The sequence below is a fragment of the Pseudoalteromonas sp. SG43-8 genome, from assembly GCF_014164245.1.
In the GTDB taxonomy this organism is placed as follows: Bacteria; Pseudomonadota; Gammaproteobacteria; order Enterobacterales; family Alteromonadaceae; genus Pseudoalteromonas; species Pseudoalteromonas distincta.
In genome coordinates this window covers 48062-71326 of the sequence record NZ_JACJEX010000006.1, presented here as the reverse complement: position 1 = coordinate 71326, position 23265 = coordinate 48062, and the positions used below count along the sequence as shown (strand labels likewise).

The window sequence follows — 23265 nt, the reverse complement described above, 5'->3', positions numbered from 1 at the left end:
TTTATTTTAGGTAACTTGAAGCAACTGACTTGTAATCAGTAGTCTGTATAAGTTACCCGATCGACTTTGTTAGTCGGCACCATTTATTTAAAAGCCTCGCTTATAGCGGGGCTTTTTTGTTTTTGTATAGTTAATCTCTTAAACACATTACAAAAAGTTAATTTTAGTATTAAAAATTGCTGATCATTTACTCATTTTTACCGTATAACTGGCTATTATGTTAATTCATCGCTAGCTATGTAATGTTATGTAAAGTAAGTTGAGCAAAATTTGCCAAAGTGCTTGAATTACGTTCATAAATAGCAGTAATTTAGGTTTAATTATGATTTGGCAATGCAAGCCAACCCTACTGGCAATTAGTGTGATGCTGCTCAGCGGCTGTGCGAGTGATTTAAACTCGTCGCAGCGCATGCAAGCGCCTAATAATATGCCTCAGCAATGGCAGCAAGAAGCATCAAGCTCAGTATTAAAAGTACAAGAGCAATGGCTTACACAATTACAAAATCCTACGCTTAATAAATTTGTACAACAAGCACTTAAAAATAACCAACAGCTTTTGCAAACGAGTTATGATGTTGAAATTCAAAAGCAGCAACTTATAGTCTCGGGCGCTGCACTTTGGCCAAGCCTCGATTTATCAACACGTACAAGCCGTAGTAAAGACAACCGCCCTGTAAGTTACGACAACGCAAGCTCAGCTAGTTTAAACTTAACTTACGAGGTTGATTTATGGGGTAAGCTCTCTGACGCCAAGCGCGAAGCTAATCTTAACTATTTAGCTCAGCAGGCACGGTTTGAGCAAGCTAAACAGCAACTTGTTGCTGATGTGGTAACAGGTTGGTTTGATGTGGTTACGGCGCAGCAATTACTGGATTTATTTAAACGTCGCGAAGCCAACTCACAACAAAATCTCGATATTATTGAAGCTGGCTATCGCCAAGGCATAAACGAAGCGCTCGATGTGTATTTAGCGCGTAATGAGCTTAATAATGAACGTTCTCGCATTGCCACTCAAACAGCGAGTTTATCGGCGTCAGCACGTTCACTTGAGCGTTTACTTGGTGAATACCCAAAAGGCGCTATTACTGCTAGTAGTGACTTACCTGTTATTAATACCGATATTCCTCTAGGATTACCTTCTGAACTTATTACGCGAAAACCTACTCTACGTGCAAGTTGGTATGAGCTTTTAGCAGCCGATGCATCATTGGCATATGCGCACAAACAACGCTTTCCAAGTTTAGATTTAACTGCTTCATTAAGCGATAGCACCGACAGAGTAAGCGACTTGTTTTCTCCATCAAGCCTTGCATGGTCTTTGTTAGGTAGTATTTCAGCGCCACTTTTTGAAGGTGGGCGCTTAAAAGCCAACGAAGAAATAGCGCGTCTTAACACTCAAAAGCAAGAGCAGCTTTATTTGCAAACGCTTTATGACGCATTTGGTGATGTGGAAAATGCTATTTCGCAGCAGCAGTCCCTTAAAGCGCAATATAGCAGTACTCTTGAAGCGCAAGAAAACGCACTTGCTGCAGAGCAATTGTCATTTGAGCAGTACCAAAGTGGCTTGGTAACTTACACGACAGTGCTTGATGCCCAAGATCGCTCTTTCGATGCGCAAAGCTCCTTAATCGATATTAAAAACCAATTAATAGCCAATAGAATTAACCTACACATTGCCCTTGGTGGTGATTTTGCAAAGCCCTCAAGTGAACTAAAGAGCAATAACGATGAAAACTAAAACAGCAAAAATTATTATTCCAGCGGTGGTTATTGTTGCCACAATTTTAATTGTTATGTTTATTAAGGGGAATCCACCAGAGGCTAAACGCTTTGGGGCACCTCCTAAGGCATCAATAAGTGTGGCTGCGCTTGAGCTAAAACCACAAAATTATCAAGTTATGATAGACAGCTACGGTACGGTAAAACCACGTACACAAAGTTTGTTAGTGGCTCAGGCATCTGGGCAAATAATTGAAGTAAGTGATGACTTTAGAGAAGGCGGTTTTTTTGAAAAAGGCGATGTACTTTTAAAACTAGACGACAGAGACCATCAGGCTGAAGTTAAATCTGCTCAAGCCAATTTATTAACCGCAGAGCAAGGTTTACTAGAAGAAAAAGCGCGTGGGCAACAAGCTATTACCGATTGGAAGCGCCTTGGCGGTTCAAATCAAGCAAGCAGCTTAGTACTACGAGAGCCACAACTAGCAGCCGCTGAAGCTGAGGTTTTATCGGCTCAGGCTGCACTTGAAAAAGCGATGCTTGATTTAGAGCGCACTAAAGTAACGGCACCATATGCGGGACGTATACTTAGCCGCAGTGTTGATTTAGGGCAAGTTGTTACTAACAACACACAGTTAGCTACCATTTACGCAATCGATAGCGTTGAGATTCGCTTACCAATTAAAAATAAAGATCTCCCATTTGTAAATTTACCAGAGCAGTATCGCGATGGTGCTAAAAACCAAGCGGGTTCAATTGTTAAATTTACTTCTGACTTAGTAGGTGAGCAAACGTGGCAAGGTCAATTAGCACGCACAGAAGGTGCTATAGATGAAGGCGCACAGCAGCTTTATGTAGTTGCTAAAATTAATGACCCGTATAAAGCAACAGCAAATAACCAGTACCCAATAAAAATTGGGCAGTATATAAAAGCGCAAATTACCGGCAGAACAGTATCTAACGCACTTATAATTCCAAACAGTACAATTTATCAAGGAACGTACGTTTACATTGTTGAAGATGACGTACTAAAGCGCAAAGACATCACACTAGCTTGGCAAAATGCGACTCAGGCGATGATAAAAACCGGTTTAAACGCAAATGATAAGCTTGTTATTACTCCACTTGGTCAAGTAAGTTCAGGAACTCAAGTAAGTATTTTAGGTGAACAAAGCGCAGATCAACCTAAAAGCCGTGGAGCGAATGGACAAGGTAAAGGAAAGCGCCCGACTCCAGAGCAGCTTGAACAAAAAGCAAAAGAGCTTGGTATTAGTGTTGAAGAGTTAAAAAAACGCCGTCCAGCAAAGCAAGGAGATAAGCCATGATAGCTTGGTTTGCCAAAAACCATGTTGCAGCTAACTTATTGCTAGTAACACTGCTGCTGTCGGGGCTTTTTAGTTTATCGACTAAAATACCGCTTGAAGTATTCCCTTCATTCGAAACCGACATGATAAGCGTGAACGTAAGTTTGCGTGGCTCAACACCAGAGGATGTAGAGCAAGGCGTAACAATTCGTATAGAAGAAGCCGTACAAGATTTAGAAGGTATTAAGCAAATATTTAGCCGCTCTTCTGAAGGCTCAGGCTCTGTAACAATTGAAGTTGAAACGGGCTACGACCCGCGTGAGCTTTTAGCTGATATTAAAAGTCGTGTAGATGCAATTAACACCTTTCCAGCCGATGCTGAAAAGCCAATAGTCGCGCTTGCTGAGCGAATTCGCGAAGTTATCGCGGTTACCGTATCAAGTGATTACGGCGAAAAAGAAACCCGTGAATACGCAGAAACAGTACGCGATCAAATTCTACGCTTACCAAATGTGACGCAGGTAGAGCTAAGTGGTGTTCGTGATTACGAAATTGCCATTGAAGTAAGCCAAGACGTTCTTCGCCAGTACGATTTAAGCCTTGCACAAATATCGAGTGCCATTGCTAATTCAAGCTCTGATATTTCTGCTGGTAACTTAAAAACTGAAGGTGGGGACGTACTTATAAGCTCTAAAGGGCAAGCATATCGTAAAGATGAATTTGCCAATATTGTTGTTAAAAACCAAGCTGACGGCACGATTATTCGTTTAGGCGATATTGCAATAATTAAAGACGATTTCGAAGAAACCCCAGTACGTACTCGCTTTAATGGTAAGCAGGCTGCATTTATCGACGTATATCGAATTGGTCCGCAAAGTGCGATTACTGTTGCTGACGAAGTTAAAAACTACATAAAAGAGCAACAAAGCTCCCTTCCACAAGGATTTGAACTAAGTTACTGGGATGATGATTCGGAGCTGGTTAAAAGTCGAATTGCCACACTAACGACCAATGCCCTACAAGGCGGTATTTTAGTACTTGCTTTACTTACTTTGTTTTTACGCCCTGCAATTGCATTTTGGGTATTTATTGGTATTCCGGTTTCGTTTATGGGCGCGTTTATAGCGATGCCTATTTTTGGCGTAACCCTTAATATTATGAGCTTATTTGGCTTTATATTAGTACTTGGGATTGTTGTTGATGACGCCATAGTTACTGGCGAAAATGTCTATACCCATTTAAAAACAGCTAAGTCGGGCGAGCAAGCTGCAATTTTAGGTACTCAAGAAGTCGCAACACCAGTAACATTTGGTGTATTAACTACCGTTGCCGCCTTTTTACCTTTGGCCTTTATTGAAGGGGCGCGCGGTGCTTTGTTTGCACAAATACCGGTAGTGGTTATTCCGGTATTATTGTTTTCATTGATTGAATCTAAATTTGTACTACCCGCACATTTAAAATATATAAAACTACGCCACGAAAAAGGCGAACCTTCAAAGTTTGATGTTATTCAACAGCGTTTTGCAGATGGATTTGAAAACGCGATTTTAAAATATTACCAACCCACTTTAAATTTAGCACTGCGCCATAAATTGGCTTCGGTAAGTTTGTTTGTTGGTGTGTTTATAATAATTTTAACCATGATCACTAGTGGTTGGACTAAGTTTGTATTTTTCCCGCGTATACCAAGCGAAACAGTCCGCGTTAACTTAACACTACCAACAGGTACGCCATTTGAAGTCACTAATAAATACGTAATTGATATGTCGCAAAAGGCGCAGCAATTACAAGAAAAATACCGCGACCCAGATACAGGTGAAAGCGTTATTTTAAATATATTAGCCACAACAGGCGGGCGCGGTGGTGTATCTAATTCAGGTTCTGTACGCTTTGAAATAACACCGGCTGAAAAGCGTGAATCAGACATAGGATCAAGAGAGCTTGCCAGCGAATGGCGCGATTTAATTGGTGTCATTCCAGGCGCTGAAAGCTTAACGTTTAGAGCTGAAATTGGCCGAAGTTCTGACCCAATTGATGTTCAGCTTAGCGGGACTTCGTTGACTATTTTACAAGACGTGGCTGATCACATTAAAACCCGTTTATCGACCTACCCAACGGTATTTGATATTGCCGATAGCATGTCTGATGGTAAAGAAGAGTTACAAATAGAGCTTACGCAGCAGGGCTTAGCGCTGGGCTTAAATAGAGTTAATGTTGCAGGTCAAGTGCGTAACTCGTTCTTTGGCTCGCAAGTCCAACGTATTCAGCGCGGGCGTGATGATGTACGTGTAATGGTTCGCTTACCTATAGACGAGCGCCGCTCAGTTGCCGATTTACAAAATATACTCATCAATACACCTACTGGTGGTTCGGTGCCGTTATCGCATGTTGCAACCCTTACCGCAGGGCAAAGCCCGTCAACTATTAACCGAATAGACCGCTACCGTACTTTAAATGTAACAGCGGATATCGAAAAAAATAACACCAACATGACCATACTTCAGGCTGACCTAACGGAGTATTTAGATGAATTAATGCAGCAATATCCTGGAGTAGATTACAAACTAGAAGGTGAGGCTAAAGAGCAGCGAGAGTCGTTTGGCTCATTGGCTTGGGCACTTGTGTTTGTATTTTTCATAATCTATGCGCTATTAGCGATACCGCTTAAGTCTTACTTACAGCCAATTATAGTAATGAGTGTAATTCCATTTGGCATGATAGGTGCTGTAGTCGGGCATTGGATTATGGGCATGGATTTAACCATTATGAGCTTGCTTGGTATGCTCGCCTTAACTGGGGTGGTAGTAAATGACTCCCTTGTACTAGTTGATTTTATCAATAAAAAGCGCAGTGAAGGCGGCAAATTACTAGATGCAGTTAAACTTGCCGGTGCATCGCGTTTTCGCCCTGTAATGCTAACAAGTTTAACGACCTTTATTGGCTTAATGCCGTTATTATTTGAAAAAGCGACTCAAGCGCAGTTTTTAATACCTATGGCGGTAAGTTTAGGGTTTGGGATTATTTTTGCGACCTTTATTACTTTATTGTTAGTGCCAATAAACTACATGATGATGGAGCGCTTTCAAGGTTGGTTTAAGTAAATAAGCGTAAGCATTTAAAATTTAGCTGTAAGTAAGAAATTGCTTGCAGCTTTTTTTTGCCAAAAATTATAAAAATAATGTACGAAGGTATAGCAAAAAAATGAATAAGTAATAAGAGGGAGTATAAAAATAAGAAGGTGTTCCCCAAGATACGGTACCCGGTTTCAGTCCTGAAACCAGAAGGTTTCAGGGCGGAAATCTGCGGTTTACCGTAGGCTTCTCGGTACATGCCGAGCTTGCACAATAGTAGACGAACAGAAATCCTGGTATAAAATTTATCGGCTCAGGGACTTAACCAAGCTCCGGTACCCCAGGGAACAATTTAAGTATATAAGACATAATCCAATCCTTAAACCCTAAACGTAAAAAATTAAGCCGTTCGCTTAGTTTTCCCGCACCTTTAACTCGTCATTTACTTTATCGCATGGTTTTTGAGCTTGATCATACAATTAATTGGAGTTGCTTTTTATCGAGTGGTAGCATTGCCTTAACTTGCAAAGCGAAGATTCGATTATGAACGATTTACCCGATTACGAAAAAGCTCAACTGCTTTTAGAAAAAAACGAAATATTTGTATCACCTGCCGAAGCGCATGGTGTAATTAGTGGTTTACTAGCGTGTGGTTTAACCATTGACGACAAAGAATACTTAGGCCTTTTGAGCGATGTATTTAACGATGGTGAATCATTTAGTAACGATTTAAAGCAGTTTTTTGGCACTATTTATAAGCAAGTAGTTGCGAGCTTTAATGATGACGAATTTCAGTTTGATTTATTTTTACCAAACGATGACGAAACACTCATCGATCAGGCTAATGGCCTCGTATCATGGGTAGCAGGGTTTATGCTTGGTTTTGGCTTAAAGCAAAAAGATTACGGTAAGTTATCAAGCGATGTTAAAGAAGTTATTACTGACTTTAGCGAAATCACTCGCCTAGATACCACTTTTGAAGAAACCGAAGAAGACAACCAAGCGCTGCACGAAGTGATTGAATATGTGCGCGTATCAGCACTACTTTGTTTTGCAGAGCTTGGTAAAGAGCAAAACACGCAAAGTACTAAAAAAACACTTCATTAGTTTAAAAAGTTAAACGGGTTGGTTAATAATGGTTGAAGTACAAAAGTCAGAATTTAAAGCACGCCGTGAGCGTTTACTTGCGCAAATGGATAAAAATAGCGTTGCTATTATTCCCGCTGCGAGCGAAGTGACGCGTAGCCGCGATACCGAATATGCATTTAGACAAGATAGCGACTTTTTCTATTTAACAGGCTTTAACGAACCCGACGCTGTACTTGTACTATGTAACAACAGCGATGCACCCAGTACTTTATTTTGCCTAGATAAAGACAAGCTTGCAGAAATTTGGCATGGCCGCAGAGTTGGCTTTGATAAAGCTAAAAGTGACTACTTGTTTGATGAAGCTTACCCGCTAAGTGAATTAAACGATAAGCTACTTGATATACTAAATGAAAAAAATGCGATTTATTTTGCACAAGGTGCTTATCCTTCATTTGATACCAAAGTGTTTACGTTACTAGGTACACTTCGAAGTGGTGCGCGAAAAGGCCTCAAAGCACCGAGTACTTTAAAAGAAATACGCGGCCTTATTCATGAAATGCGTTTGTTTAAATCGCCAAGCGAGATAGATGTTATGCGAGAAGGTTGTGAAATTAGTGCGCGAGGGCACATGCGCGCTATGCGTTTTTCACACCCCGGAGCTACTGAATTTCAGCTAGAGGCAGAGCTGCATCATCATTATGCAATGAATGGTGCGCCGCACCCGGCGTACGGCACAATTGTTGGTAGTGGCGACAACGCCAATATTTTACATTACACGCAAAATAGCGACGTATTAAAAAATGGCGACCTGGTACTTATAGACTCCGGTTGTGAGCTACAAGGTTACGCCGCCGATATTACCCGTACTTTTCCAGTAAATGGACAATTTAGCGAAGAGCAAGCCGCGCTTTATAATATTGTACTTAAAGCGCAAGAAGTTGCTTTTGATGAAGTAAAACCAGGTGGTTACATGTCGCATGCTAATAAACTAGCAATGGAAGTAATGACTCAAGGGTTACTTGATTTAGGTATTTTAACCGGCGGCTTTGATGAGCTAATGGCAAAAGGTGCATGTAAAGAATATTACATGCACGGGCTTGGGCATTGGCTTGGTTTAGATGTACATGATGTTGGCGATTACAAAGTAAATAACGTTGAGCGTGCATTTGAGCCCGGTATGGTACTCACCATTGAGCCAGGACTCTATATAAGCGAAGACTCAAACGCGCCACAAAAGTACAAAGGTATTGGTATTCGTATAGAAGATAATTTACTCGTTACCGAGTCAGGCCATGAAAACCTTACTTTAAGCGTGCCTAAAAGCATTAGCGATATTCAAGCACTTATGCAACAAACTACAAGCGCATAACGGGTGGAGAGCACAATGGCTAAGCAGTTTGATGTTGTAGTAATTGGTGGTGGTTTAGTTGGCGCAAGTTGCGCACTTAGTATTGCTAAAATAAACTCCTCAATAAACATTGCCGTGGTAGAAGCAAGCCAAGTAACCGATGAATACCACCCAAGCTTTGACGATCGAAGTATTGCGCTTGCTCAGCAATCGGTAGAGTATTTACAAACACTTAATTTATTTGATCAAAATGCCCCTTACACCGCAGCAATCAAAAAAGTGAGCGTGTCTGATAGAGGCCACTTTGGCAAAGCGCACATTAATTGCGACGAATTTGCTAAGCCCTCACTTGGTTACGTAGTAGAAGTAAATCCATTTGGCCGAGCGCTTCACCTGCGTTTAACGCAGTCAAATATTACGCTTTTGTGCCCCGATAGCGTAACTGCCATTGAGCAAACTCTGCATAGCAATACACTCACACTGCAAAGCGGCGAGCAATTAAACGCAGCGCTATTGGTTATTGCTGATGGTGCACAATCACCCACACGTAATTTACTTGGGCTTGGTTTTAATACCCAGCCTTATGAACAAGGCGCAATTATTGCCAATGTAGAAGTGGCTGGTGGGCATAATAATCATGCCTTTGAGCGTTTTACACAAAGCGGGCCTATGGCGTTATTACCCATGAGCAATAACCGTTATTCGTTGGTGTGGTGTATGAGCCAAGATCAAGTTGAACAGCACATGGCACTTAATGAACAAGACTTTATAAGTGCCCTACAAAGCGCGTTTGGTTATCGCGGTGGGCAATTTACTAAAGTAGGCATGCGCACGAGTTACCCGCTCGTTTACGGGCAAGTTGAGTCTTTGACTGCGCACCGTACAGTGGTTATTGGTAATGCTGCACATGCTATTCATCCTATTGCAGGGCAAGGTTTTAATTTAGGCCTTCGCGACGTGCAAGTACTTAGTAATTTAATAGCAAACAGCCAACACGATTTAGGCAGCTATGCGTTTACACGTGAATATTCAAAAAAGCGCAGTGATGATATAAAAACCGTAATGAGTTTAACCGATGCACTTGTTAGGCTTTTTTCAAACTCATCGCGAGTGCTCGCATTGGGGCGCAGTATTGGGTTGTTCTCGATGGATTTATTTCCCGCATTAAAAGCGCCATTAGCCAAACAGTTAATGGGGCAAGTTAAACAAGGTAGGCGTTTATGAAGCAAGCACAGGTTTGTATTGTAGGTGGCGGCTGTGTAGGGCTAACACTAGCACTTGGATTGGCAAAAGCCGATATAAGCGTCGTTGTACTCGACGGCGCACCAACACAAGCGTTGCCAACTGACGAATATGGTTTGCGCGTAAGTGCGCTAAGCATTGCAAGTCAAACCTTGCTTGAGCAATTAAATGTATGGCCCGAAATTATCGCACAGCGAGCGTGCGCTTATACGCATATGGATGTACGTGATGCCGACAGTTTTGGCAAAATAGCGTTTGATAACGAACAACTTGAGCTTGAACATTTAGGCCATATTGTTGAAAACGACATTATCCGCTACGCGCTTATAAAAGAGCTAGAGCAACAACCAAGCGCCACGCTAATGTTCGATACGCAGTATCAGCAAATACATCAAAGCGAATCAGATGTATTTATAACGCTTAAAAGCGGCGAGCCAATTATTGCAAAACTGCTGGTGGCCGCTGATGGGGCAAACTCAGCTATACGTAAACAATTTAATATGGCGCTTAGCTTTAAAGATTACGATCACCATGCGCTAGTTGCGACTGTTAAAACTAAAGAGCCGCACGCAAATACCGCACGCCAAGTGTTTTTACCAACCGGGCCGCTGGCATTTTTACCTCTGAGCGATGCAAATACCCATTCAATAGTATGGTCTACTAGCCCAAACCACTGTGATGAGCTCCTTGCAATGGACGATTGTGCCTTTAATAAAGCCGTAATGGCAGCCATAGATGGCCAATGCGGGCTATGTGAAGTGCAAAGTGCGCGCGCAGCTTTCCCACTTAAAATGCGCTACGCCCAGCAATGGGTTTCAGGCAAAGTAGTGCTCATTGGCGATGCTGCACATACAATCCATCCACTTGCAGGGCTTGGTATGAACTTAGGCCTAAAAGATGCCGCTTATTTAATTGAGCTTTTAACAAGTAATAATAAAGAGTTTGCAAGCACGCGCACACTTCGCGATTACGAACGTACCCGTAAGCTCGATGCGCAAAAGCACATAGCTATGATGCAAGGGCTAAAAGAGTTATTTGAAGGTGCAAACCCGGTTAAAAAACTTATTCGCGGAGTAGGGCTCTCACTCATTGATAATTTAGGCCCAATAAAACACCTATTCGCCAAAGAAGCGATAGGCAAATAAGTTGGTTGGGAAGAGCGAAGCGAAACCCAACGGATAAAGTAAAGTGGTGAGCTTGATTAAAAAACCGATGTTTAATTTAAACATCGGTTTTTGTTTTATGGTTGTTTTAAATATATTAAAAGCTTCGCTTTTCACGCGAGCAAGCTCAGCGTCTACGTGTAAAGTTTAACACTGAGCTTAATTTTACCTGTAGGCGTTTAGCTTGCTGACGCGACGAGCCTAGCTCGTAATTACTATCGTTAGCTAAAAAGTGCTTTGCGTTAAATCAGTTACAAATTCTTTTGTGCTTCATTCACCATATCCTTGAGCGCATCAACTAACATTGGATCTCGCGAGTTTTGCTTAGCAAGTTCTAATGCGTATTTCATACTGGTGACGGCCTCTTTGAACTGCTTATTTGCAGTATAGCCTTGCGATAAACGCATGTGAGAATAGGCTGCATTTGGGTAATGGGTAGTAAAGTGTTTAAGCGTGGTAACAGCTTTAGCTGTGTTACCAAATTTTTGCTGGCTATGAGCAAATTCTACGTATACATCTTGTGGAATTTTAAGCTCAAACCCGTACTTATCACTCAGTGCTTTGTAATAACCTGTAATGAGCGATACATCAGCAAATCTTCCGTGCTCGTCAGTAACGCTAAAAATTAGGTCGCCAAATAAGTTAATTAGGCTATCGCTAAGGGCTGGTAGTATGGTGCCCATATGGCTAAAAGTAGGGTAATGCTTATATTCCCATTTTAGCTGTGTGGGCATTTGTTGCTCTAAATTTACTAAAGTATTTAATACACCTGTATAAAAGCGTGACCCTTCACTTGCTACACTAATAAATAGCGATTGACCGCCTTTAGGATTTTTAGTGTATTTTATAATATTATTTTTTAATTCTTCATCACTCCACCAACTGTTTGGGCTTATAGCTATATAGTTATTAAATAACTCAGGCTGATTAACTAAAGTATAAAGCGCTAAAGTACCTGCATTAGAGTGGCCAATTAAGGTGTTGTAGCCGTTAGTTGAGTAATTACTGTTTATGTAAGGCATGAGTTCATCAGACACAAACTTTAAAAACTTGTCTGTTTGCCCAGCATCAGGCCATTTATTTTTTACAAAGGTTTGAAACTCAGTTTTAGGCTCACCATCTACTTTAGGTAAGTAATCGCGAACACGGTTAGTTGTATCAATACCAACGAGCATTGCGTTAGGTATTTGCTCGTAATCAACTAAGGATTTAATAACACCAGACGCCGTATGAAAGTGCTCAACACCATCAAGTAAATAAATAACATAAAGCGGCTGATCGTCTTTTACAGTGTCAGGTATGAAAATTTTAATGGGTCTGTCTTCGTTAAGTATTTTTGATTGTAGAATGACTTTTTTACCAACGGTTATGTCGGTTGTATTGGTTTTTGCGTGGCTTAAAAATGGTGTACTAAAAGTAAGTATTAATACAAGCGATAGTAAGAGCTTCATAAATATCCTTATTTACTAATGTATTGCTTAATAATTGCACGGCTTTAAGTTTGAGTAAATACTTATATTTTGAGGCAGGTGTTAGACTTAAGTAATTCAAAGCTGCGCTTTATACGCGCGCAAGCTTGGCGTATATGATAAATATTAAACTGCGAGTTTAGCTTTTCCTTTAGGCCTACGGCTTGCTAACGGGATGAGCGAAGCTCGCAATAATTGCCTTTAAACTCTTATCTATAAAAGCTTAAAAAACCTGCTTGCTTAATTATCCGTCTAAGCGTAAAATGCGCGCTCATTTCGGCTTTTAAACTATTAATTCCTTGCCTTAAACCGACCGGCCGAAACGGTAGAAGGCTCTATTAACCGTAAGGAATATCCATGCGTCATTACGAAATCGTATTCATGGTTCACCCTGATCAGAGTGAGCAAGTAACTGGTATGATCGAACGTTATACTGGTTCTATCACTGAAGCTGGTGGTACTATCCACCGTCTTGAAGACTGGGGCCGCCGTCAACTGGCTTACCCAATCAACAAGCTTCATAAAGCTCATTATGTTCTTATGAACGTTGAAGCACCTACTGAAGTAATCAGCGAGCTAGAAACTACTTTCCGCTACAACGATGCAGTGCTTCGTAACTTAGTTATGCGTACTAAAAATGCTGTAACTGAAGCGTCTCCTCTTGCAAGAGAAGAGAAGAAAGAAGCACCAGCTGCTTAATTGTTTTGAGTCCTAGCATGGCATGTAGTCAGCAGTTATTATAATGGTTAGCCCATATATGAATCAGCTGGTTATATCTGGGGTAGTTTGTAAAACTCCCAAGTTTAGCCAAAGCCCTGCTGGCATCCCGCATTGTATTTTTGTTGTAGAACATAAATCGATGCAAACCGAAGCAGACCTTAACCGTAATAGTTATGTGAGGCTTCAGGTAGTTGCCAGTGGAAAGCAAATGCAACAACAGACTCAACATTTGCACGTTGGGCAGGCATTGCAAGTGAGTGGTTTTTTAAATCGCCACGAAGGTCGTAACGGCCTTAGCCAATTGGTTTTGCATGCTCAGCATATAGAAAGAATTATTTGAGGAATTAATCTCATGGCACGTTATTTCAGACGTCGTAAGTTCTGCCGCTTTAAAGCGGAAGGCGTACAACAAATCGATTACAAAGATCTAGCTACTCTTAGAAACTATGTTACAGAAAGTGGCAAAATCGTACCTAGCCGTATCACAGGTACTAGCGCTAAATACCAGCGCCAGCTAGCAACTGCTATTAAGCGTGCTCGCTACTTAGCCCTTCTTCCATACACTGACTTACATAAGTAAGCAGCGGATTAACAGTTTTTAAAAGGTGTAGAAACATGCAAGTTATTCTACTAGATAAGATCGCTAACCTAGGTAGCCTAGGTGAACAGGTTGTAGTTAAATCTGGTTTCGCACGTAACTTCCTTTTCCCGCAAGGTAAGGCAGTTCCTGCGACTAAAGCTAACATTGAAACGTTTGACGCTCGTCGTGCAGAACTTGAAGCGAAAATCGCTGAACAGTTAGTTGCTGCACAAGCACGCGCTGAAAAACTAGAAGCATTAGCAGAAGTTACATTAGTATCTAAAGCTGGTGACGAAGGTAAGTTATTCGGTTCAATCGGTACTCGTGACATCGCTGACGCTATCTCAGCTGTTGGTGTTGAAGTTGCTAAGTCAGAAGTTCGTTTGCCTCTAGGTACTATCCGTGAGACTGGTGAATTTGACGTATCAATTTCAGTTCACTCAGACGTAACGGCTACTATCAAAGTAATCGTAATCGCTGAAGCTTAATTTTTAATTAAGCTAAAAAAGCCGTGCTATTAGCACGGCTTTTTTGTGCCTATAATTTGGCTAACTTCATTAGTTGAGGGCACAATTTAATACAACCTCGCATAAGCCCCTTTTTATTCAATTATTTTTTCATTCCTTTTAAACCTTTTCGAACTGTCATTACGTCTAACTTATCAATACACTTAAATAGCAACTCAACAATAATAATTAAAAGGCGGCATCACGGATGTTACACGTTAAACCCGAACCAACGCCTTTGTGCGAAGCTGCACTCATTGAGCGTGTTAAATCGGGTGATCAAGGCGCATACACAACGCTTTATGAGTTACATATAAAACGAGTATACGGTTTATGTTTACGCTTATTAGCAGACCAAGCACACGCCGAAGACGCCGCCCAAGAGGTATTTGTACAGGTATGGCATAAAATAGCATTGTTTGATGGGCGTTCGCAGTTTTCTACTTGGCTATATAGTGTTGCCAGTAATGTAGCGATAAGTTACCTGCGCAAGCAAAAAAACTGGTTACAAAAAGTAGTAAGTATTGAACACAGCGGTATGGATGAGCAATCAGCTAACGACTGCAAAGGCTTAAATGGCCTCGATAAGTTAATAGTAAGGCTTCCTGAGCGCGCACGTATGGTATTTGTATTATTTGCTATTGAAGGTTACAGGCACGAGGAAATCGCGGAGCAATTAGGTATGGCTGTTGGTTCAAGTAAGTCACAATATCATCGTGCTAGGCAGTTATTACAAGAGTGGTATGAAAATGAGTAAACCAAACTTTAACGACTACTTAAACAAGTCATTAAACACGCTTGATAAAGAAATTACGCCACAAAAAGATTTATGGGCGGGGATTGAGCGAGCAATTGTTAATAATAAGCAGAACCCAAACAGCACTATTATTTGGCCAAAACTAACGGCAATAGCAGCGTGTACTGTGGCTGCTTTAATTGCTGTTAATATATTTGTTATAGCACCTGAACCACAGCCCGTAGTGGCTATAAGTGATTACTTTTCGGCTCAAAAAAATAGTTTGTTAGTTGAATACGAAAATAAAGAAGCATTAACCACTAACTGGCAAACGCAACTACAAGAACTTGAAGAAGCTGAGCAAGCAATAAAGCAAGCTCTTGAAAACGAACCACAAAACCAAGCGCTACTGACAATGTTAGCGCAAATATATCAACAACAACTTGATTTAATTAACAAGGTGCACGCGCCACGTTGGCAGCACATTTAGGAGTACGATATGAAAGCGATTTTATTAGGACTGAGCTTATTTCCACTGGCGGCATTTGCGGGTGAAAAAATAGATAAGCAAATAGACGTACCAAGTGGCGGCACTATTTTTATTGAAAACCAACGCGGTGATATACATATTACAGGCTGGGATAAAAACGAATTTAAAGTATCTGGCGAGCTTGATGATAAAGCACAGGGTTATGAGCTTAAAACAAGTGGTGATAAAACACAGTTTATTGTAAAAATGCCCCGTAAATCAAATTGGGGCAATAGTGGTGACGGCTCAAACTTAACTATATTTATGCCTAAAAGCAGTAGTTTAGAGTTTGCTGGTGTTAATGTATCGGTGACTGCAAAGGAGCTTAAAAACGGCGCAGAAGTTGATGTGGTTAACGGCGAAATTACGGTAGATGATATTACTGGCAACATTAAGCTCACCACTGTAAATGGTGATGTGAACGCTGAGAACTTAAACGGGAATATTCAGTTTGAAACCGTAAATGGTGAAATTAACGATAGGCAATCAAGTGGTGAGCTGCGTTTTAGCGCTGTTAATGGTGATATTAAATCAACTTCAAACGCTAATGATGTACGCCTTGAAAACGTAAATGGCGATATAGAATTTACGCTATCGGCTATTAAAAACCTACGTATTAATACGGTCAATGGCGAAGCAGAAGTACAGATTAACGAGCTTTTAAAAGGCGGTGATGTACGTTTTGAATCAGTAAGTGGTGATGCCGACTTTTATTTCCCACAAAGTGTATCAGCAAAGTTTGAAATTAAAGCCCATGCTAATGGTAAAATCATTAACAAAGTCAGTAGTGACAAAGTCAGTAAAGCTAAATATGGCCCAGCCAGTGATTTAGAATTTAGCATTAATGGCGGTAATGCTAATGTTGAAATGGATACCATTAGTGGACGCATAGAGCTGCGTACCAAATAACACTCATTCCCCATCACGATTACAAAAAGCAGGAAAGATTTCCTGCTTTTCTATTTGCACAGCCCCTGCAAGTCGATAGAATAGAGCCATTCAATTTTACTACTGTGAAGTTATGGCCAAACCAGATAAGCAAGTCGATACTCTTAAAGTTCCTCCCCATTCAATAGAAGCTGAACAATCTGTTTTAGGTGGCTTAATGCTTGATAACCAAGCTTTTGACCGCGTAGCTGAGCTTGTTGTATCACAGGATTTTTATACCCGCACGCACAAGTTAATTTTTGAGGCGATGACGGCACTTGCTGAGATTGGCGATCCGATAGATTTAATCACTATTTCTGAAAGTTTAGAAAAAAATAATAAACTTGCAGGTATTGGTGGTTTTGCTTACTTAGCCGAAATTGCTAAAAATACGCCAAGTGCAGCCAACATTGATGCCTACGCAAACATTGTACGTGAGCGTGCTGTTGTACGTGAAATGATTGGCGTGGCAAATGAAATAGCCGAAGCGGGTTTTAATACCGAAGGGCGTACTAGTCACGACTTACTCGACTTTGCCGAAAGCAAAGTATTTAAAATTGCCGAGCAACGTACAAAAAGTACGGAAGGCCCGCAAAGTATTCATAACATACTCGAAAAAACCGTTGATAAAATAGAAGAGCTTTATCAATCGCCACAAGATGGTGTAACGGGTGTAAGTACAGGTTATGCCGATCTTGATAAAATGACGACGGGCCTGCAACCATCTGACTTAATTATTGTGGCAGCGCGTCCTTCAATGGGTAAAACCACTTTTGCGATGAACCTTGCAGAACATGCCGCAATGACTCAAGACAAACCCGTGCTAATTTACTCGCTAGAGATGCCTTCAGAACAAATTATGATGAGGATGTTAGCGTCTCTTGGCCGTATTAACCAAACTAAGGTACGTACAGGTCAGTTGGATGATGACGATTGGGCGCGACTTTCATCAACAATGGGCTTGTTGATGGAAAAAGGCAAAATGTATGTGGATGATGCCTCGGGCTTAACACCTACCGATGTTCGCTCTCGTGCGCGTCGTATTGCGCGTGACCACGGCGGCATTAGTATGATCATGGTCGATTACTTGCAGCTAATGCGTGTACCTAGCCTTGCTGATAACCGAACGCTTGAAATTGCTGAAATTTCGCGTTCACTTAAATCACTAGCAAAAGAACTAAAATGTCCGGTTGTTGCGCTTTCGCAGCTAAACCGTACGCTAGAGCAACGTGCCGATAAGCGCCCAATTAACTCAGATTTACGTGAGTCAGGGTCGATAGAGCAGGATGCCGATTTAATCATGTTTATTTACCGTGACGAAGTTTACAACGAAGACAGTACTGATAAAGGTATTGCTGAAATTATCATAGGTAAACAACGTAACGGCCCAATTGGTAAAGTGCGTTTAACGTTCCAAGGTCAATTTTCTCGCTTTGATAATTACGCGGGACCAGCGGTAGATGACGATTACTAATGCGCTTAGCCACTGCTGAAATTAACTTAACGGCACTTGCGCATAATTTAGCGCAAGTTAAGGGCTTTGCACCTAACAGCAAGGTGATGGCGGTGCTAAAAGCAAATGCTTACGGGCATGGATTAGTAACGATTGCGCAGCATTTAAATAATGCTGACGCATTTGCTGTGGCACGTATAGATGAAGGGCTTGCCCTTCGAGCTGGGGGCTTAACAAAGCCAATTGTTTTACTAGAAGGCTTTTTTAACAAAGCCGACTTACCGATTCTGCTCGCCAACAATTTTCAAACTATTATTCACGATGAGTACCAATTAGCGGCGCTTGAAAAAGCAAAGCTAGATGCACCAATAACATGCTGGTTAAAAGTAAATACAGGTATGCATCGATTAGGTATTGCGCCAGAGCAGTTTGAAGCGTTTTATAACCGCTTACAAAAAACACCTAACGCTAAAAATACCGTTAATTTAATGACCCACTTTTCGTGTGCTGATGATGTTGATAATGCCAAAACGGTTCAGCAAATTACGTTGTTTGATAATTTAGTGAATGGCATTGACCAAGCGCATTGTTTATCAAATTCTGCTGGTATTATTGCCTGGCCAAGCGGTCATGGCGATTGGGTACGTCCTGGGCTTATGTTATATGGTGTATCGCCAATGGCAAATAGTATTGGGCAGCAACACAAATTAAAACCAGTTATGCGCTTAACTACGCGCGTAATTGCAGTACGAGATGTACCTGCTAATGAGGCTGTTGGGTATGGTGGTCGTTGGAAAAGCGATAAACCAACCAAGTTAGCTGTTGTAGCTATGGGTTATGGCGATGGTTATCCTCGGCATGCTAAAGAGGGGACACCGGTAATAATTGGTGAGCAGCGTTATGGTATTGTAGGAAGCGTAGCTATGGACATGATCAGCGTTGATATAGGCGTTAATGAGCATAATATTAAAGTTGGCGACAGAGTCACTATGTGGGGCCCTGAGCTACCAGTTGAAGAAATTGCACTGTGCGCTGATACTATCCCTTACGAGCTATTATGCAATATTACACCACGCGTAAGTTATGAGTATCAGCCATAGTTAGTTTTTAGCGTATACCAATTAGGTATAATTACTCTTTTATAAAGTAAATGTCGCTAAAACCCATACGGGCAAATTCTTGGTCGCGAAAGTTACGAACAGAAGCAGACCCTTTTGAGGTCATTTCTATTTGGCGTACCATGTTTAAGTAATTTGTTAAATCAATACCTTCGGCAGCAGCAATAGCTTGATACATGTCGTGGTATTTATCTTTTGCGAAGTTAATTTCGCGCGGTTGGTTTTTAAATGTATACGTTATTCTGCGTGCCATAATAAGCTCAGTTAAATTGAGTGTTAGTATAATTTTACACTGTATTGAACTGGCATTGAATGATTTGTTTAAATCAAATAATTAAAAAGTAGAGTTTAAAATGAAATTATCAGTAGAGATCAGTAAATATCCACTTCACCAAGATTACATTCCGTTTATTAAAGGCTTTATTGACCGCTTAAACGAATACGAAAATTTAAAAGTGATTACTAATACGCTATCAACGCAAATTTTTGGTGATTATGATTTAGTAATGCAGGTGTTAAATACCGAAATTAAGCGCTCATATGAAGAATTTGGTAAAGCTATTTTTGTATGTAAGTTTCTCTCTGGCGACTTATCGCCTGAATAATCTATAATACCAATCTGCATAAATCTTTGATCAATTTAACGAATTAAATTGCACTATAACGTCGTTAAAAATTTTTTGTTTAGAACAACTAGATACAAAAATTTTTGCCTAGTTCTAGCGTAATTTCCTTAACGTTAAATAGACCCCGTATATAAGCAGATTGGTATAACAATCTGCACAACTAAACGGTAACTGCATAATATGGACTTTTTAACACAAACCTTAAGCGGTTTTACAGCAATGTCGCATTGGGAATACATTGCGGTAGGGTTGTCGATGGCGTACTTATTATTGGCAATAAAAGAAAGCTTATGGTGTTGGCCAGCAGCATTTTTTAGCACGCTCATTTATACAATAATGTACTGGAATGGTGCATTACTCATGGAGTCATTACTTAATTTTTATTATATGTATATGGCTGTATATGGGTGGGTTGTATGGCGAAAAGGCAAAGCTGAAAATCTAAATATTACGTCTTGGTCGATAAACCGTCATGCTGTTTTAATTAGTTTAACAACCGTAGCTGCAATAACTATTGGTTACGTTATGCAAAACTATACGCATGCCGATTTTGCTTATCTTGATAGTTTTACAACGTGTTTTGCCGTAGTAACTACTTACTTAGTTGCTAAAAAAGTCCTCGAAAACTGGCTGTACTGGATTGTAATAGATGCAGCTTCCATGTATTTATATTATGAAAAAGGCTATTACCCAACGCTTGCGCTATTTATATTTTATACCATTATGGCAGCGTGGGGCTTTAAAACTTGGTACGAAGAGTACGAACAAAGCCAAGCTAAGCCTTTAGCACAGCTTTAATTAATGATTGAGCATACTCAGTTAGTAAAAATGTGTAGGGCGTTTATAGAGCCTACGAGCGTTATTTCAAGCGAGCGACTACTTAATGGTTTTAGTAACGATAATTTTTTAATACGTACCAAACAACAAGGATATTTATTAAAGTGTTATAAAAGCCATTGGCCAGCCATAGGGCTTGAAGCACAGCGTTTTTTAAGTGAGTTTAATATATGTCCTGCACCTGTTTGGCTCGATAAAAAGAATAGCCTTGCGGTATTTAACTATATTGAAGGTAATACAGTGCAATCGGATATAACGCTTAGCTTTATTAATAAACTTGCTCAAGTGCACAATTACAAAGTGTCTACTGCGCCAATGGATATAGCTAAAGAGCTGCATTTTTATCAAAGCACCGGCGTATACACGCAATACAAACCTCAAATAGAACAGGCACTCAAAGCCGTTGCAGCAATGCAATTTAATGAAGGCTTTTGTCATAACGATTTAGTAAAAGACAATATTATTGTGAATGCTTCAGGCATGTATTTAATTGATTTTGAGTACGCGCAAACCAACGATGTATATTTTGATTTGGCAGCTCTTGCAGTGAGCTTTAATCTTAATGAGAGCAGTGAAAGTACATTGTTAAATAACTATAAAAATAGCGTTGATAAAACAAGCACGTTTTACCCATCAATAGATAAGCTAAATTACTATAAGCTGTTTTTTTTGGTGTTATGTATTGCTTGGTATGAGGAGCGCAGCATAACTAGTAAATCTATAATGTTACGTGCGCAGCTAAATAAACTTGTTACTAATACTTTTTTATAAAAGTTACAAACCACCAAAGCGTTCAGCTAATTCTTTATATTTTGCAACTTCTGCGGCATCAAATTGTGGCTCGCCGTTTTCGTCTTCTGACTTAGCTATTAGTAAACTCTCGCGAGCAAGACGCTTTACACGCTCAACTTTTACACCTAAAAATTCAGCGGTTTGCTCTGTAGACATTAAACTCATAATTATTTCCCTCGTATTAAATCAATTCGTATCACAATAACCATAGTAATAATGTTGCTAAAGCGTTACTACTTTTTACCGAATATAAATAAATAGCGTGTTTTTAAGTCATTGTGAAGTGTTTTATTTAAAACAGCTTAATTAATAAGCATATAAGCTGATCTTACTGGTATTTATTTAAAGATCTCTTTATCATTGCGGGTGCTAAAGCACTGATATCGCGAGTTGGTGTGGCGGCAACAAATGTGCTCTCGTGGTGAAATGGATATCACGCGGCCCTCCGGAGGCTGAGTTGTAGGTTCGATCCCTACCGAGAGCGCCATTTGCTTTTATATGTATCAATTATCCTCTTTATATTACCTAGCTTCTTATTAATTACTCTTATATTTAAAAGTACATTTACTGCAAAAACTTTGAAAGTTAATTTTAAAAATAGCTTTCTAGTTATTTATACAATGCAAAATTAGCATCCAAAATTCATGTTGTACTTTTTTGCATATAAAATTTAGTGATAAATGAGGAAGACCGATTCAATGTTAAATAGTCAATTAGAGATACTAGCTCAAGGGCACGCTTATCTTGAAGGTGTAACTAAAGAGGACTATTCCCAAGTCATAACTCCTAACTTTATCAGCTCGGCAGGTGCTCATATGCGACATATTATCGATCATTATCAATCTTTAATGACCGGCTTTAGCACGCAAAAAGTAGATTATGATTGCCGCTTAAGAGGAGGGGATATTGAAAGCTCTCCAACTGCTGCAATAAAAAAGATTGCCGAGATAGCATCGTGGATTGAACAGCTAAGTCCAGATGATTTTAATAAACCGTTATCACTTTCAAGCGAAGTTTCGATTAAAAGCAAAAATGTACAAACAGTAACAACATCACTTGCGCGAGAGCTTATTTTTGTAGGCAGTCACGCTGTGCACCATTACGCGATGATTTCACAAATTTCTTTTGCTCAAAAGTCGCAGCTCGATAAAAGCTTTGGCTTAGCACCTAGTACAGCTACTTTTTTAAGAGAAAATAGCCAGCCAGCACAACCAAAATCGATGCAAAACTAAAATGTGCACGTTAAGTTACTTTTTAACTGATGATGGCTACGAGCTATTTTTTAATCGCGATGAGCAAAAATCACGACAAACGGCAATCGCTCCAAGTAAGCACCAGGGCAATGCAATTTTCCCCATTGATCCGCAAGGAGGAGGTACTTGGCTTGGTGTATCGCATTTTGGGCAAACACTAGCATTATTAAACGATTACCAAAGTGTATTTGATATAACTGCCGTAAAGCATAGTAGAGGTCTGCTAATCCCTTATTTACTGAGTAATAAAGCCCCTGCATTGTCCCAATTACAAAACATGGATTTATCGGGCTACGCGCCTTTTAAGTTGTGTATTTTCCCGGATGGGCTATCGATAAATAACAATAACGTGGTTTTTATTAGGTGGGATGCAAAGCAGTTAAGTCACTGCCAAGTTGAACCACTTGCTACGTCATCAGGTGTTGAGCTTGAAACGGTGACACAAAAGCGTAAACATCAATTTAAGCAACTTATTGATTTAAGACATCCTGAAAGTGAGCAATTTTTAGCGTTTCATTACAGTAAAGCCGAACAAGGGCAATATGGCGTAAATATGCTAAGAGAAGATGCAATGACGGTCAGTATTAGTCATATTAAAGTTGGTAACACTATACGTTTTAATTATTTTGATAAGCAGTCTCAGCTCATTAGCAGCATTAGTTGTTTAAAAGTGGCTGCAGCTTAACTAAATATTCTTATAGCTGTTACATAATTAAAAAAAGTCGACGCAATTAATCACGTCGACTTTTTTTGCTCAATTTTTACGTGCTATATTAATACAGC

24 protein-coding genes, 1 tRNA gene and 1 other RNA gene are annotated in these 23265 nt (G+C 40.2%); 22 read left to right on the top strand and 4 right to left on the bottom strand.

Features of this window, described 5'->3' with window-relative positions:
• Positions 1 to 322 precede the first annotated feature (322 nt).
• Genes H5122_RS12685 through H5122_RS12675 form a run of 3 tightly spaced genes read left to right on the top strand, consistent with a single transcriptional unit; the run spans position 323 to position 6124 of the window.
• On the top strand, positions 323 to 1738 hold the full coding sequence (locus H5122_RS12685; protein ID WP_182682387.1) for a TolC family protein: 1416 nt from the start codon (positions 323 to 325) through the stop codon (positions 1736 to 1738).
• Positions 1728 to 3044 (top strand): efflux RND transporter periplasmic adaptor subunit, encoded by a 1317-nt coding sequence (locus H5122_RS12680; RefSeq protein ID WP_182682388.1) that lies wholly within the window; start codon positions 1728 to 1730, stop codon positions 3042 to 3044. Before H5122_RS12685 ends, H5122_RS12680 begins: the two co-directional genes overlap by 11 nt.
• Complete coding sequence (locus H5122_RS12675) at positions 3041 to 6124, top strand: efflux RND transporter permease subunit (RefSeq protein ID WP_002962744.1); 3084 nt, start codon at positions 3041 to 3043, stop codon at positions 6122 to 6124. Before H5122_RS12680 ends, H5122_RS12675 begins: the two co-directional genes overlap by 4 nt.
• Before the next feature lie 137 nt (positions 6125 to 6261).
• Here H5122_RS12675 and ssrS read toward each other — a convergent pair.
• Positions 6262 to 6444: non-coding RNA, 6S RNA (gene ssrS / locus H5122_RS12670), on the bottom strand.
• Between the two features lie 193 nt (positions 6445 to 6637).
• On the opposite strand from ssrS, the gene H5122_RS12665 reads away from it, so the two are divergent.
• The 4 genes from H5122_RS12665 to H5122_RS12650 are packed head-to-tail and all read left to right on the top strand — an operon-like array spanning position 6638 to position 10918.
• On the top strand, positions 6638 to 7201 hold the full coding sequence (locus tag H5122_RS12665; protein ID WP_182682389.1) for a UPF0149 family protein: 564 nt from the start codon (positions 6638 to 6640) through the stop codon (positions 7199 to 7201).
• 28 nt (positions 7202 to 7229) lie between these two features.
• Positions 7230 to 8552, top strand: coding sequence for a Xaa-Pro aminopeptidase (gene pepP, locus H5122_RS12660; protein WP_182682390.1), 1323 nt, complete (start codon positions 7230 to 7232; stop codon positions 8550 to 8552).
• A gap of 15 nt (positions 8553 to 8567) precedes the next feature.
• Entirely contained in the window at positions 8568 to 9755 is a 1188-nt protein-coding gene (gene ubiH, locus H5122_RS12655) for a 2-octaprenyl-6-methoxyphenyl hydroxylase (protein WP_182682391.1), read from the top strand.
• Positions 9752 to 10918 (top strand): FAD-dependent monooxygenase, encoded by a 1167-nt coding sequence (locus tag H5122_RS12650; protein WP_182682392.1) that lies wholly within the window; start codon positions 9752 to 9754, stop codon positions 10916 to 10918. The genes ubiH and H5122_RS12650 overlap by 4 nt, the downstream gene beginning before the upstream one ends.
• 269 nt (positions 10919 to 11187) lie before the next feature.
• On the opposite strand, the gene H5122_RS12645 is transcribed toward H5122_RS12650, so the two are convergent.
• The gene (locus H5122_RS12645; RefSeq protein WP_182682393.1) at positions 11188 to 12387 is read right to left on the bottom strand and encodes an alpha/beta hydrolase-fold protein; all 1200 of its coding nucleotides are present in this window, start codon (positions 12385 to 12387) and stop codon (positions 11188 to 11190) included.
• A 375-nt stretch (positions 12388 to 12762) separates the two neighbouring features.
• Between H5122_RS12645 and rpsF the strand changes: the two genes are divergently transcribed.
• The 9 genes from rpsF to alr all read left to right on the top strand — a co-directional run bounded on the left by rpsF (position 12763) and on the right by alr (position 18956).
• Positions 12763 to 13104: a 30S ribosomal protein S6 gene (gene rpsF / locus H5122_RS12640; protein WP_002962750.1), complete on the top strand. Its 342-nt coding sequence runs from the start codon at positions 12763 to 12765 to the stop codon at positions 13102 to 13104.
• Positions 13105 to 13147: 43 nt separating this feature from the next.
• Complete coding sequence (gene priB / locus H5122_RS12635) at positions 13148 to 13465, top strand: primosomal replication protein N (protein WP_004588456.1); 318 nt, start codon at positions 13148 to 13150, stop codon at positions 13463 to 13465.
• 12 nt (positions 13466 to 13477) lie between these two features.
• Positions 13478 to 13705, top strand: a complete 228-nt coding sequence (gene rpsR, locus H5122_RS12630; protein WP_002962753.1) for a 30S ribosomal protein S18 — start codon at positions 13478 to 13480, stop codon at positions 13703 to 13705.
• A gap of 35 nt (positions 13706 to 13740) precedes the next feature.
• The gene (gene rplI, locus H5122_RS12625) at positions 13741 to 14193 is read left to right on the top strand and encodes a 50S ribosomal protein L9 (protein WP_002962755.1); all 453 of its coding nucleotides are present in this window, start codon (positions 13741 to 13743) and stop codon (positions 14191 to 14193) included.
• Positions 14194 to 14419: 226 nt separating this feature from the next.
• Complete coding sequence (locus H5122_RS12620) at positions 14420 to 14968, top strand: RNA polymerase sigma factor (protein WP_002963053.1); 549 nt, start codon at positions 14420 to 14422, stop codon at positions 14966 to 14968.
• The gene (locus H5122_RS12615) at positions 14955 to 15437 is read left to right on the top strand and encodes a hypothetical protein (protein ID WP_024596807.1); all 483 of its coding nucleotides are present in this window, start codon (positions 14955 to 14957) and stop codon (positions 15435 to 15437) included. The genes H5122_RS12620 and H5122_RS12615 overlap by 14 nt, the downstream gene beginning before the upstream one ends.
• 9 nt (positions 15438 to 15446) lie before the next feature.
• A complete protein-coding gene (locus H5122_RS12610) occupies positions 15447 to 16385 on the top strand; it encodes a DUF4097 family beta strand repeat-containing protein (protein WP_182682394.1) in 939 nt (312 codons plus the stop codon).
• Between the two features lie 112 nt (positions 16386 to 16497).
• Entirely contained in the window at positions 16498 to 17877 is a 1380-nt protein-coding gene (gene dnaB, locus H5122_RS12605) for a replicative DNA helicase (protein ID WP_002963050.1), read from the top strand.
• Positions 17877 to 18956, top strand: coding sequence for an alanine racemase (gene alr / locus H5122_RS12600; RefSeq protein WP_182682395.1), 1080 nt, complete (start codon positions 17877 to 17879; stop codon positions 18954 to 18956). Before dnaB ends, alr begins: the two co-directional genes overlap by 1 nt.
• A gap of 31 nt (positions 18957 to 18987) precedes the next feature.
• Here the strand turns inward: alr and H5122_RS12595 are convergent, their stop codons facing one another.
• Complete coding sequence (locus H5122_RS12595; protein ID WP_002963045.1) at positions 18988 to 19227, bottom strand: DUF2960 domain-containing protein; 240 nt, start codon at positions 19225 to 19227, stop codon at positions 18988 to 18990.
• A 100-nt stretch (positions 19228 to 19327) separates the two neighbouring features.
• Between H5122_RS12595 and H5122_RS12590 the strand changes: the two genes are divergently transcribed.
• From H5122_RS12590 to H5122_RS12580, 3 genes are all read left to right on the top strand, one after another.
• Positions 19328 to 19579, top strand: a complete 252-nt coding sequence (locus H5122_RS12590) for a hypothetical protein (RefSeq protein ID WP_002963043.1) — start codon at positions 19328 to 19330, stop codon at positions 19577 to 19579.
• A gap of 201 nt (positions 19580 to 19780) precedes the next feature.
• Entirely contained in the window at positions 19781 to 20398 is a 618-nt protein-coding gene (gene pnuC / locus H5122_RS12585; RefSeq protein ID WP_182673986.1) for a nicotinamide riboside transporter PnuC, read from the top strand.
• 3 nt (positions 20399 to 20401) lie between these two features.
• Positions 20402 to 21208, top strand: coding sequence for a phosphotransferase (locus tag H5122_RS12580; RefSeq protein WP_182682396.1), 807 nt, complete (start codon positions 20402 to 20404; stop codon positions 21206 to 21208).
• 3 nt (positions 21209 to 21211) lie between these two features.
• Here H5122_RS12580 and H5122_RS12575 read toward each other — a convergent pair whose 3' ends face one another.
• Positions 21212 to 21394, bottom strand: coding sequence for a hypothetical protein (locus tag H5122_RS12575; RefSeq protein ID WP_002963040.1), 183 nt, complete (start codon positions 21392 to 21394; stop codon positions 21212 to 21214).
• Between the two features lie 247 nt (positions 21395 to 21641).
• Here H5122_RS12575 and H5122_RS12570 point away from each other — a divergent pair.
• The 3 genes from H5122_RS12570 to H5122_RS12560 all read left to right on the top strand — a co-directional run bounded on the left by H5122_RS12570 (position 21642) and on the right by H5122_RS12560 (position 23167).
• Positions 21642 to 21716: transfer RNA gene (locus tag H5122_RS12570), tRNA-Arg, on the top strand.
• Between the two features lie 211 nt (positions 21717 to 21927).
• On the top strand, positions 21928 to 22461 hold the full coding sequence (locus H5122_RS12565; RefSeq protein WP_182671535.1) for a DinB family protein: 534 nt from the start codon (positions 21928 to 21930) through the stop codon (positions 22459 to 22461).
• A 1-nt stretch (position 22462) separates the two neighbouring features.
• A complete protein-coding gene (locus H5122_RS12560; RefSeq protein ID WP_182682397.1) occupies positions 22463 to 23167 on the top strand; it encodes an NRDE family protein in 705 nt (234 codons plus the stop codon).
• Positions 23168 to 23265 lie beyond the last annotated feature (98 nt).